This window comes from Streptomyces sp. NBC_01450 (assembly GCF_036227505.1).
Lineage (GTDB): Bacteria > Actinomycetota > Actinomycetes > Streptomycetales > Streptomycetaceae > Streptomyces.
Window position 1 is genome coordinate 1,099,895 of record NZ_CP109481.1, and the last position, 12,272, is coordinate 1,112,166.

Sequence of the window (12,272 nt, forward strand, 5' to 3'; positions counted from 1 at the left end):
TTCCGACAGCGGGCCGGCACCATCACCGACAAGCGACCAAGGCTCACCGTTCACTCGTTACGGCCCCGGGGCGACGGGAGGCGGCCGCTCAGCGGCTCTCTCGGTGGGCGTGTGCTTCGGCCAGCAGGAGGTAGCTGCTGGCGGTCCAGGTGTAGGCGCGGTCGCGTAGGCCCGTTCCGGTGAGGGCGTCGAAGTTCTCGGCGAAGCCGTGGGTTTCGCACAGGGCGCGGAAGCGGGCGCTGATGTCGTCCGCGAGGCGCTGGTGGCCGGCGCGGCGCAGGCCGTCCTCGACGAGGACGGTGGCGGGGGCCCAGATCGGGCCGCGCCAGTAGCCGTCGGCGAGGTAGTGCGGTGAGGTGGGCAGTTCGGTGGCGAGGCCGTACGGGGTCAGATGGGCCTTGATGTGATCGGCCAGCGCGCTGCCGACCTCGCCGGGCAGGTGCTCGCCCAGCACGATGGGCATCAGGTCGAGGAGGCTGGCGCTGCTCCAGGTGTCCCCGGTGGCGACCGACCGGGCGACGAACCTGTCGCCGGTCCAGAGTTGGTCGAACAGCGCCGTCTGGGTCGCCTCGGCTGCGGCAGTCCACCGGCGCGCCTCCTCCGACTTTCCCAACTCCTCGGCCAATGCCGCGAGTTCGTGCAGTTGGAGGACGAGGAAGGCGGCGAGGTCGGCGGTGACGACAACGCGCTCGGGATCGAAGGTGGTGGCGTTGTCCCAGCCACTGTCGTTGCCGTGCTGGTAGTAGGGCAGTTGGGTGTCGGGGGCTCTTCGCGCGGTGAGCCAGAAGTCGGTCCAGCGCTCCAACCGGGCGTATGTCTGGGCCAATTCGTCCTGGTGGGGAGGGGTCGACAGGCGGCGCAGGTGAGCGAAGGCCCAGCCGTGGATGGGCGGCTTGACGAAGTTGTAGAGCACTTCGGAGTGGGTGACCGAGTCGGGCAGGGCGCCGCCGTCGTCCTGGTGGTCGAAGGGCAGGTGGTACTGGTCCAGAGCGAGTTCGGGGCAACCGGAGGCCAAGGCAAGGGCGTTGAAGCAGTGGTCCCAGCTCCAGACCTTGTCCATCCAGTGCTTGGACATCAGCACGGCGGGCCGGTTGACCAGGCCCGCCGGGCGTACGGTCGCCGACCAGACGACGTAGGCGGCGAGTTCGGCGGCCGGTGTGGCGGACGAGCGCCAGGGCGCCACCGCGTCGACGAAATCCGCGAACGCGCCCCGAACGGACTCCACGATGTCGTCGAAGGCCGCCGAGGACGCGTACGGCGGGCGGGCGGTGTCGAGTTCCTCGATCGCGATCTCCCAGGTCCCGCCCGCCTGTGCCGTCACGGTGAGACCGCGGTCGCTGCTGCTCAGCGCCTGATCTCCGGCCGGCTCCGCGATGGTGCCGGACAGCAGGGTGACGCGGTATCGGCGTCCGGTCTCGTACGAGGTGAACACGTGTGCCCGAGCCGCCGGGTCGTGGAAGAAGTACGTGCCGCTGAACGGAGTCAGGGTGTGCGCGGCGGCGAAGACATCGACGCCCAGCCCGCTCCCCCTCAGACGAACGGTGTCCGCGGACTCGTAGGCGAGGTGGATGTGCCCGCTGTCGCCGATCCAGCTGAGCAGGCCCGGTATCGCCTCGACGCGGGTCTCGGCACGTTCGCCCGAAGTCGTGTTCAGGGGGGCCAGGCGCAGGACGGCGTGCATGCCGTTCTGGTGCGAGACGAGGTGGAGGTCCTCGGCGTACGTCTTCTCCGCCACCACGGGCGAGATGTCGAACCAGGATCCGTAGGTACTGAAGGGGATGTCGTGGACGGAGAAGGCCGGGCCGGACGAGGCGGCGGTCATGTGGCGTGACTCGTTTCTGGAGCAGGAGGCAACGTCGACTGATGTACGGAGGGTTGAGCCGTCGTGGTGGGGTCGGGGGGACTCAGTCCTTGACGGCACCGGCGGTCACGCCGGCGGCGACGTAGCGCTGGGCGAGGACGAGGATCACCGCGGCGGGCAGCGAGGCCACGACGGCGGTGGCCATGATGGCGTTCCACTCCTGGTTGTTGTTGCCGATGTAGTGGTAGATGCCGAGGGTGATCGGCTCGTGTGCGCCGCCGTTGACCAGGGTGCCGGCGAAGACGAAGTCGGACCAGGACCACAGGAACGCGAACAGCGACACCGTGACGACGGCGTTGCGGCTCATCGGCAGCACGATCGACCAGAAGGTGCGCAGGGGCCCGGCGCCGTCCGTCCTGGCGGCCTGGAGCAGCTCGCCGGGGATGCCGGACATGAACGCGGTGAAGATGAGCACCGCGAAGGGAACGGCCAGGGTGGAGTCGGCGACGATCAGGCCGGGGACGGACTGGAGCACGCCGAGGCTGAGGTAGATGGCGTAGAAGCCCATCGCCATGATGATGCCGGGGATCATCTGGGCGGCCAGCAGGACGAAGCTCAGGACGCCACCGCCACGTGGGCGCAGCTTGGCCAGCGCGTATCCGGCGGGGGCGGCCAGTGCCACGGTCAGCGCGACAGTGCCCAGGGCGACGACGAGGCTGGTTGCGAGGTAGGGCAGCTGCTCGTCGAGGACGGTGCGGTAGCCGGCCAGGGTGCCGTGGACCGGCAGCAGATCCGGCGGGCTCTTGCGCATGTCCTGGTCGCGGGTGAAGGACACGTTGAGCATCCAGTAGACCGGGAAGAGCATGATCGCGGTCAGCAGCACGCCGATCGTGGTCTTTCCCCACGTACGCCTGCGGTTTCGGCTCATGACAGCGCCTGCTTTCTCTGCACCCGTACGTAGACCAGGCCGAAGACCAGCGCGGCGACGACGAGCAGATTGCCGACGGCCGCGCCCGGGCCGAAGGCGGGCAGGAGGTTGCCGAAGCCGAGTTGGTAGGACCAGGTGGCGAAGGTGGTGGACGAGTCCGCCGGGCCGCCCTTGGTCATGATCCAGATGATGTCGAAGACCTTGAGGGTGTAGACCAGCCCCAGCAGCAGCGTGATCGCCGACACCGGTCGCAGCAGCGGGAAGGTGATGCGCCAGAACCGCTGCCAGGCGTTCGCGCCGTCGAGAGCGGCGGCCTCGTACAGACCGACCGGGATGGACTGCAGGCCGCTGTAGAGCACGACCAGGTTGAACGGGACACCGATCCAGATGTTCGCGATGATCACCGAGGCCAGCGACCAGGACGGCGAGGTCAGCCAGTTCACCGGAGCGATGCCGACGGCGTGCAGGGTGGCGTTGACGACGCCGGACTCGCTGTTGAGCATCCACGACCAGGTCGAGGCCGACACGATCAGTGGCAGCAGCCAGGGCACGAGGAACAGCGCGCGCAGGGTGGCAGAGAGCCGGAAGTGCTGGTTGAAGAAGACCGCGAGGGCCAGGCCGATGGCGTACTGGAAGAGCAGACATACGGCGGTGAAGATGGCGGTGTGCAGCAGGGCCGGGGCGAAGGTCGGATCATCGAAGACGGTGCGGTAGTTCTTCAGGCCCGTGAACGGGGCGTCGCCCTGGACGAAGGAGCGGACGGTGTAGTTGCGCAGGCTCAGGTCGAGGTTGCGGTAGAGCGGATAGGCGTAGAAGAGGGCGAGGTAGACGGTCACCGGGGCGAGAAACCCCCAGGCGGCCCACTGGGTGGAGATGGGCCGGCGGCGTTTCCCGCTGCGGGCCGGGGGCGGGGAGGCGGGGGCCGTCCCGTTCCGGACGTGCGCGGACCGGTGATCCGGCGGATGTGTCGTCAGTTTCATCGGACGCACGTCACTTGGCCGCGGCCTGCGCCGAAGTGAGCGCGTCCTTGGGCGACTCGGACCCGCTGAGGGCCGACTGGACGGCCTTCCACATCTGCTCGGAGATCTTGGGGTACTTGGTGCCCAGATCGTCACTGGTGCGGCCCTTGGCCGCCTTGACCGCCTGCACCCACGGCTTCAGTTCGGTGTTCGCGGCCACCTGCTTGTCCTGGACCTCGCCGGTCGGAGCCACGTAGGACAGGGTGGTGTCGGTGTCGTACAGGTTGTCGGTGCTGGTCAGGCAGGTCGCCAGCTTCTGGGAGGTGGCGTAGCGGCCGGTGTCCTGCTGGACCGGGATGGTCATGAACTCTCCGCCGGTCGGGGCCGAGGCGTTGCCTCCGGTGGCGGACGGGATGGGAAGCACCCCGTAGTCGAGGCCGGCCTTCTTGGCGTTGCCGAGTTGCCAGGTGCCGTTCTCGCTGAACGCGTAGTCGCCGCTGGCGAACTCCTGCCAGCTGGTGGTCTGGGTGTTGTTGAGCACCGAGTTGGGGGCGTAGCCGTTCTTCAGCCAGTCCTTCCACAGCGACAGCGCGGACACGGCCTGGGAGGAGTCCAGTTCGGTCAGCTTGGCGCCCGCTCCCCAGAACCAGGGCAGGAACTGGAAGCTGCCCTCCTCTGTGCCGATCGCGGAGAAGGTGATGCCCTTCTTGCCCGCCTTCCTGACCTGTTCCAGTGCCGCCGTCAGTGACGTCCAGTCCTTGACCGAGGCGATGTCGACGCCAGCCTCCTTCAGCACCTTCTTGTTGTAGTAGAGGGCGAGGGTGTTGGCGCCGATCGGCGTGCCGTAGGTCTTGCCGCCCGACTGTCCGGCCGCCAGCAGGTTGGGGTCGGCCTTCGAAGTGTCCAGCTTGTTGTCCGCGGTCGTGGTGAGCACGCCGGCCTCGGCCAGGGTCGACACGACCGGGTTGTCGACGATGAGGACGTCCGGCGAGTTGCCCTGCTGCGCGGCCAGCAGCGTCTTGTTGCCGAGGTCGCTGGTGTCGAAGCCGGTCCGCTTGATCTTCACGTCGGCCTTGGCACCGCACTGGTCGAGCAGCTTCGCCCAGGCCGAGCTCTTGTCGAACTGCGGGTAGGGGTCCCAGATGGTGTACGTGCCGCTGCCGGCTCCCTTGGTGTCGGTGCTGCCCGAGCCGGAGGAGCAGGCGGTGGCGCTGACGGCGACGGCCAGGGCGGTGAGGGCGGCGGCGGTCAGACGGCGCCGTCTGGAGGAGGCGTTCATCGCGGGATTCCTTTTTTGGGCGTGCGGGTGCCGAGGCATGGGGTGATGAGGAGAAACGGACACGGCGAACGGCGCTGTGGGCCGGTTCGAGCGGCCGGTGAGGTGAGGAGATCTGTGTGAGTGAAGAGGGTTACGTCGGTGCGGTCAGGACGCCGTACCGGCTGCGGCGGGCCCGGTGCTGGCCCGCAGGGAGATCGGGGGCGTGAGGAGATGGTGGCGGGGCGGCGCGTCGGGATGGTCGAGCCGCTCCACCAGCAGGTCGACGGCGCGCCGGCCCATCTCCTCCGCCGGTACGTCGGCCGCGGTGAGCTGCGGGGTCACCGTCTCCGCCCAGCGGCCGGCCACGATTCCGGTGACGGAGAAGTCGCGCGGTACATGGCGGCCGGCCTGGGCGAGCCCTCGGTAGAGGCCGCCCAGGGCTGCTTCGTTCAATGTGACCAGGGCGGTGGTGGCGGGGTCGTCGTGCAGGATCTGCTCCAGGCAGGCCTGGCCCGACGCCGCGTCGTCCCCGCAGCAGTACGTCCGCACGGTGAGCCCGCGCTCGGCGGCGGCCTTGGTGAAGCCGTCGAGGCCCCGCTGCGCGGACTCGTAACCGGCCCGCAGCAACTGCTCGGGACGGTTGACGAAGGCGACCCGGCGGTGGCCCAGATCCGCCAGATGGTGGACGCAGGCCGCCGCCAGGGCGGTGTGGTCCAGGCCCACCCACCAGCCGCTCTCGGGATGGGCGGTGCGGCCGATGGCGACGGAGGGGAAGCCGAGGGCAGCCAAGTGATCGACCCGGTCGTCCGCCAGCCTGATCTCCATCAGGATCGCGCCGTCGACCCGCCGCTCCCCCAGCAGCCGCTGGAAGGAGCGGTCGCTGTCCACGCCGCTCGGGGAGAGCAGCACGTCGTAGTCGTGGGCCGCGGCGGCCTCCACCACACTGCCGATGAAGTCCAGCTGCATCCCGGTGTAGTGGCTGCCGGCCGGCGGGAAGACCAGGCCGATGGTGCTGGTCCGGCCGTTGGCCAGGGCGCGGGCGCTGGCGTTGGGTCGGTAGCCCAGCTCGTCGATGACCTCCTGGATCCTCCGGCGGGTGTCGTCCGAGACCGGGCGCTTGCCGCTCAGGGCGTACGACACCGTGCTCCGCGAGACACCGGCCCGCCGGGCGATCTCACCGATGTTCACGGCGACTCCTTGCTCGAACCGGTTCGCCCCCTCGGAAGAGGAAGCGCCCGCCGGTCGTGAGGGTAGGGGCTGGAACGAAGAACGGAGACCGGCTGTCGAACCGGTTCGCGTGAAGTGAAGGTAGGAACTGCCTCCAACCCTGTCAATACCGCCGGACGAACTTTCCCGACCCATGATGCCGCCGCGGAAACTTTCTGCCCAAGGGATTGATGGCTGGGAGCCCCGGTGCTAGCTTCCCCGAACCGGTTCGATGAAGCGATCCTTCCGGCAGCCAGAGGCCCCTCTCCACCCTCCCCCAGGACACGCAGGGCCGGCACCCCGCCGCCCTGGACCTTCCCCGCTTCTTCCTGCCACATCACCGAACCGGTTCGATGTACATCGCCACTCAAGGATTGAGGACGCAATGCCATCCGCTGACAGATCAGCCCGGCGCCGGGTGCCGGCCGCCGTGGCGCTGGTTCTCGGGGCGGGCCTGCTGGCCGCGCCGGCGGTCCCGGCGCGGGCAGCTGATACGCCCCAGCCCGCCGCCCACTACGCCTTCGATCACGACGACCTCGCCTCCGGACAGATCACCGACAGCTCCGGCAACGGCCTGACGGCGACCCTGGTGAACGGCTCCACCGCCCAGGCCGTGGCGGGCACTGACGGCGGCAAGGCGCTGGCCCTGCCCGGCGGGGCGCCCACCTCCGACGGTGCCTACGTCCGCCTGCCCCGCGAAGTGGTCGGCGACTCGAGCGACCTGACGGTTTCCGCCCGGGTGAAGTGGAGCGGCGACAAGTCGTCCTGGCAGCGGATCTTCGATCTGGGCACCGACACCACCAAGTACCTCTTCAGCACGCCGTACAACAGCAACGGGCTGTTCCAGACCTCCGTGACCACCGGCGGAGGGGGCGCGGAGACACAGGTCCGCGGCTACACGCCGCTGCCCGCGGACGCGTGGCGGACGGTCACCGTCACCCTCGACACCGTCGCCGGCCGGCTCACCACCTACCTCGACGGCGTGGCGGTCTCCTCCGCCGCGACCGGCATCAAGGCCAAGGACCTGCTGGACGGTTCGGCGACCGCCGCCGGCTACATAGGCAAGTCCTTGTACCCGGACCCGCTGCTGAAGGGCGCGATCGACGACTTCACCGTGTGGCACGCGGCGCTCAGCGCCGAGCAGGTGGCCGGTCTGGCCGGGCCCGTGCCGACCCTCCAGGCACTCTCGGCGACGTCCTTCGACGTCCGCACGACCGACGGGACCGCCCCGTCCCTCCCCTCCACCGTCCGCTCCTCCTTCTCCGACGGCTACGACCGCGACACCTCCATCGTCTGGGACGCCGTACCGCCCGAGAAGTACGCCGGGCCGGGGACCTTCACGGTGGCCGGAACCGCGGCCGGGCGCGCGGTGCAGGCCACCGTCACCGTGGTCCGCGAGGGCCAGCTCACCGTCGATCTCGGCTCGGACACCGGCGCGTTCCACGGCGGCGGCGCCGGCACCCTCTACGGCGTGTACGGACCGGACGTCCCCACCAACAACCTCATCGAGGGCATGGGCCTGCGCACAGTCTCCACCAAGGCCCAGGACGGCCCGCAGCACCCCGGTGCCGACGCGCTGGACGTGGTGAAGCCGCTGGCCGACTCCACCGACGGTGACGTGTACATCTACATGACCGACATCCACCGCGGCTTCCCCTACGAGTGGCCGGGCAGCACTCCGCAGGAGAAGTTCAAGCTGTACGAGGAGAAGATCGCGACCCAGGTCGACCAGGTCCTGAAGCTGCCGAAGCAGTACCAGGACAACATCGTCTTCGTGCCGTTCAACGAGCCCGAGGGCAACATGTTCGGCACCGGCGACTGGAGCTACGACAAGGTCAGCTGGCTGAACGACCCGGACGACTACTTCGCCGCCTGGGACTCCGCCTACAAGCTCATCAAGGGCAAGATGCCCGATGCTCGTATCGCCGGCCCCAACACCAGCGTCCTGTACGACCAGGTGAAGGGCTTCCTGACCCACGCCCTGGCCGCGGGCACCCTCCCGGACGTCATCACCTGGCACGAGCTGAGCCACCCGGAGGCGGTGCGCGAGAGTGTGGCCAAGTACCGGGCGTGGGAAAAGGAGTTGTTCAAGGGCACCTCTCGCGAGGACACCCAACTGCCCATCAACATCAACGAGTACGCGTTCAACTACCACACCTCCGTCCCGGGCCAGATGATCCAGTGGGTCTCCGCGATCGAGGAGTCCAAGGTCGACGCGGACATCGCGTACTGGAACATCGACGGCAACCTCTCCGACTCCGCGGTGCAGTCCAACCGCGGCAACGGCCAGTGGTGGCTGCTCAACTCGTACGCCTCGATGACCGGGCACACCGTGGCGGTGACCCCGCCGTTCCCCGGCCAGAACTACACCATGCAGGGCGTGGCCACGCTCGACCCGAAGAAGAAGCAGGCCCGGCTGCTCTTCGGCGGTTCCACCGGAAAGGGCCACATCACCTTCGCGGGCGTCCCGAAGAAACTCTTCGGGGCTCAAGTGCACGCCTGGGTGCGGGAGATCGAGTGGAGCGGGCAGGTCGGCGACAACTCCGGCCCCAAGCTGCTGACCGAGCAGAATCTGAAGGTCGGTCAGGACGGCACGGTCACCGTCGACTTCGGCGACGGCGTGCTGCCGAAACTGAAGGAGTCCTCGGCGTACGAGATCGTGCTCAGCCCGGCCGGGAAGGCGAAGGGCACACAGTCGCCGCCGGTGAGCTGGCAGGCGTCGTACGAGGCGGAGGACGCGGCCCACACGGGCTCCGGCTACTCCAAGAACGGCCCCGAGGGCTCCACCTCGGACGTGTCGAAGTTCTACACCTCCGGCGGCTACGACGTGGGCGGTCTGCGCACCGGCTCGGACGTCACGCTCGACTTCACGGTGGACGTGCCCAAGGACGGCACCTACGACCTGAGCGTCTTCGCCAACTCCCTCAACACCTTCGACAAGGTCAAGGAGCAGGGGCCCACCAACGTCTTCCTGCGCGTGGACGGCAAGGCCGACAGCGAGCAGCAGCTGTATCTGCCGGTCGGCTACAAGTGGGTGGTGTGGGACCACACCGACACCAAGGTGAAGCTCACCAAGGGCAAGCACACCCTGACGCTCGCCGCGAAGAGCCTCGACGGCAAGCGGGTCACGAAGGGTGACGCCATCGTCGACCGCCTCACCCTCACCCTTCCCACGGCTTCGGCCGGCACCCAGGTGGACGAGGGCGAACTGGCCTGGCTGGAGGGCGGAGCACAGGCCGTCTACAACCTGCCGAAGCAGGCGGCCAGCGGCTCCGGCGCGGCCCGTGTCGCCAAGGGCCAGACCGCCACGTTCTGGGTGTACTCCCCCGCCGACCGCGAGGCCACCCTCGACGTCGACGCCCTCGGCGGTGCCGGCGCACGGCTGTCCGTCAACGGGCACGAGGTGCTGCGCCTGGCCAAGGGCCGCAGCGCTGTCGCGGTCTCCCTCTCCGGCGGCATCAACAAGGTGACCGTGACGGGCGGTTCGTCGCCCACGCTCGTCGACCGCCTCACGGTCACACCGACCGAGGGCGCGCTCAAGACGCGTGTCTACGAGGCACAGGACGCCGTACTCGCGGGCTCGGCCACGCTCACCCCGTTGTCCCTCGCCACCGACGGCACGGCGATCACCGGCGTCGGCGGTGACCCGGGCAACGGCAACACCGCGACGTTCACGGTGACCGCGGACAAGGCCGGCCTGTACGCGCTGCGCGTCCGCTACTCCAACCCCGAGCAGTCCGAGGCCACCCACTACAACCCGGACCCGCTGGCCCGCCACGCGGACATCAGCGTCAACGGCGGCGGGACACAGCGCGTCGGCTTCCCCCACACCTTCCACCAAAACAACTTCTGGGAGCTGACCGTGCCGGTCCAGCTCAAGAAGGGACAGAACACGGTCACCTTCCGCTCCGAGGAACTACCGAACTTCGACGGCACCACCTACGCCTCGGACACTTTCCCGGGGGTGCTGCTCCGCTCCCGCTACGCGCCGCTGATCGACCGGATCACCGTGGCGCCGTACGCACGGCAGGTGCGATGAGCCAGTAGCCGGTGACATCGGCAGGCGCCCGGGTCCGTCGCGGTGGACGGCCCGGGCGCTTCGCTGTACAGGTCGGCAAGGTCACCTACCCACGGCGTCGGAGACACCGTGCCGGCCGGGGCGACGTTCGATGTGGTGGTCAAAGGCCTGCACGGCCTGTACCGCCGACAGACGAAGAACCTGCCGGCGACCGCCCCTCGGCCCTCCGGGTCCAGCAGCCGCTCACGCGACCCGGCGCCATGACGCCTGATCATGCCGTTGACCTGCAACAACCCACCGAACGGGGCGAAAGGAAGGCACATTCGACCCGGATTCGACCCCGCCGCCCTCCCATCACGGCAACGACCAACCTTGATCTGCAGCACTGTGGTCAGTGGCCGCCGCTCGGGGGCTCGCAGCCGGTGCCGTCCGGGTAGCCGCCGAAGGCATCCGCCTTGGTGGAGTCACTGCTCATCGTGCCCTCCACACACCAGGGAGAGGCGCCGATGTCGATGAGGAAGCCGACCCCGGCTGACCCGTCGTGGTACGCCTGCACCTTCCCGGCGGAGTAGCCGAGGCTAGCGAGCGCGTTGCGGACGCTGTCCGGAGCGAAATCGTCGCGCTGGCGCAGCAGTTCGAGTGCACTCTTGACGCGTCCGACGGCGGTGAGTCCGTCGCAGCGGCTCTGGCCGTGGAGTGGGATGGGAACTCTGAAGCCGTGGTTTTCGGCGTAGTGGTCGGTCGGCGGCACGGTTGAGCTGGGGGTAGTGGCGGCCGTGGGCGCCGTTGGCTTGGGGCTCTCGCCGGGGCAGGTGAAGTCCGCTGGTGTACTCGGCGTCGATATACCGGTCGGAGTTGGATGCGAACGCCGGTACGCGTCGGCGGTATCCCCTGCCCGCTGCGTTCCGCACCCCGCCGTCAGCAGGACCATCACCGCTAACGGCAGCATCCCGAGCCGGGCTCTCGTCTTCCTCAGTGTCGTCACCCCCCGATCCTTCCCCGCAGCTCGGTGGGTGTCATGAGTACTTCTACTCATTGAGCCGCACCACCCCGGTCAGCCTGAGCTTCGCTTTTGTCCCTGGCTGCATAGGTGTGCGGCTGGCATGATGACGGCCGTGACCGCAAACCGAAGGGCCGATGCCGCGTAGACGGCCTGGCGCCCTGCGCGCCCAGCACCATGGTCCTCGCATCCGGGAGGACCCGCCGCCGAGTCGGATCCACAGGCTCTCCGCCCTCACCAGCCTGGCGATACATCGAGTGGAGCGCCTCTCGGGCGATTATTGCGTCTTCCCAGGCGCCACGGTTCGCGCGCTGGCGGCGTCCTTCACGAATACCGACATGTCGCTTGACCAGTGCGGATCATTATCGGCACCCGCAGATTGGCCCTGCGTCCGCACGAGGTGAGTGTCACCAGGGTCCGGTTCGGATTCGTCGACACCAAGATGGCCAGGGCCGAACACACAGCCTTGATGATGACCGCCGGTCAGACCGCGGCCGTCGTCAAGCGCGTCCTTCGCGCGCGCCCCGTCCAGCCGTCACACCCCCGACGGATGGCATGCGCCCTGGCCCTGTTGTGCCTGGCGACCGCACCGCTCTGCGGCGCGCACCGTACCGATGACCCGCCCTCAGACCGTGGCCTCGCGGATACGCGAGAGCAGCGCACGCAGCCGGTCGCGGTCCTCGCCACTCAGTCCGGCCGTGGCCTCGGCGAGGGCGCGGCGGTCCACCGTCTCCGCCTCCCGGTGGCACTCCACGCCCCGCTCGGTGAGGCGCAGCAGGAAGGCGCGGCGGTCGTGCGGGTGCCGTACTCGCTCCACCAGCCCGTCGCGCTCCAGGCTGTCGACGATGCTGGTGGTGGTCCGTGCCGAAACGCCGGTCAGCTCGCTCAAGTCCCGCATCCGCAGGGGCTCCGGCGCCTGCGCGAGCATCCGCATGGCGCGCAGCCGGGCGACAGAGGCACCCCCGGTCCGCAGCCGCGCCTCCACGTACTGACGCAGTTGATGTGTCGTCTCGTACAGCTCGTCGACCAGGATGTCGCTGCTGCCCTGCACCGCCATGACCGCTCCCCGTTTCCCGCTCCGCCGATGACCCGATTCTATGAG

The 12,272-nt window shown here is 68.9% G+C and carries 8 protein-coding genes; 1 reads left to right on the plus strand and 7 read right to left on the minus strand.

Annotated elements, in window-relative coordinates; genetic code table 11:
• Positions 1–88: 88 nt before the first annotated feature.
• The 5 genes from OG568_RS53535 to OG568_RS53555 all read right to left on the minus strand — a co-directional run bounded on the left by OG568_RS53535 (position 89) and on the right by OG568_RS53555 (position 6,134).
• Positions 89–1,822 (minus strand): amylo-alpha-1,6-glucosidase, encoded by a 1,734-nt coding sequence (locus OG568_RS53535; protein ID WP_329537321.1) that lies wholly within the window; start codon positions 1,820–1,822, stop codon positions 89–91.
• Between the two features lie 82 nt (positions 1,823–1,904).
• Complete coding sequence (locus OG568_RS53540; protein WP_266421166.1) at positions 1,905–2,729, minus strand: carbohydrate ABC transporter permease; 825 nt, start codon at positions 2,727–2,729, stop codon at positions 1,905–1,907.
• Positions 2,726–3,709, minus strand: coding sequence for a carbohydrate ABC transporter permease (locus OG568_RS53545; protein WP_329359904.1), 984 nt, complete (start codon positions 3,707–3,709; stop codon positions 2,726–2,728). Before OG568_RS53545 ends, OG568_RS53540 begins: the two co-directional genes overlap by 4 nt.
• 10 nt (positions 3,710–3,719) lie before the next feature.
• Entirely contained in the window at positions 3,720–4,967 is a 1,248-nt protein-coding gene (locus tag OG568_RS53550) for a sugar ABC transporter substrate-binding protein (protein WP_329537322.1), read from the minus strand.
• A 144-nt stretch (positions 4,968–5,111) separates the two neighbouring features.
• Positions 5,112–6,134 (minus strand): LacI family DNA-binding transcriptional regulator, encoded by a 1,023-nt coding sequence (locus OG568_RS53555; protein WP_266421158.1) that lies wholly within the window; start codon positions 6,132–6,134, stop codon positions 5,112–5,114.
• A 403-nt stretch (positions 6,135–6,537) separates the two neighbouring features.
• Between OG568_RS53555 and OG568_RS53560 the strand changes: the two genes are divergently transcribed.
• Positions 6,538–10,191, plus strand: a complete 3,654-nt coding sequence (locus tag OG568_RS53560; protein WP_329537323.1) for a LamG-like jellyroll fold domain-containing protein — start codon at positions 6,538–6,540, stop codon at positions 10,189–10,191.
• A 370-nt stretch (positions 10,192–10,561) separates the two neighbouring features.
• Here OG568_RS53560 and OG568_RS53565 read toward each other — a convergent pair whose 3' ends face one another.
• Together OG568_RS53565 and OG568_RS53570 are read right to left on the minus strand one after the other, a co-directional pair.
• Positions 10,562–10,921 carry a hypothetical protein gene (locus OG568_RS53565; RefSeq protein ID WP_329537324.1) on the minus strand — a complete coding sequence of 120 codons (360 nt, stop codon included), beginning with the start codon at positions 10,919–10,921 and terminating at the stop codon, positions 10,562–10,564.
• Positions 10,922–11,795: 874 nt separating this feature from the next.
• Complete coding sequence (locus tag OG568_RS53570) at positions 11,796–12,227, minus strand: MarR family winged helix-turn-helix transcriptional regulator (protein ID WP_266421148.1); 432 nt, start codon at positions 12,225–12,227, stop codon at positions 11,796–11,798.
• Positions 12,228–12,272 lie beyond the last annotated feature (45 nt).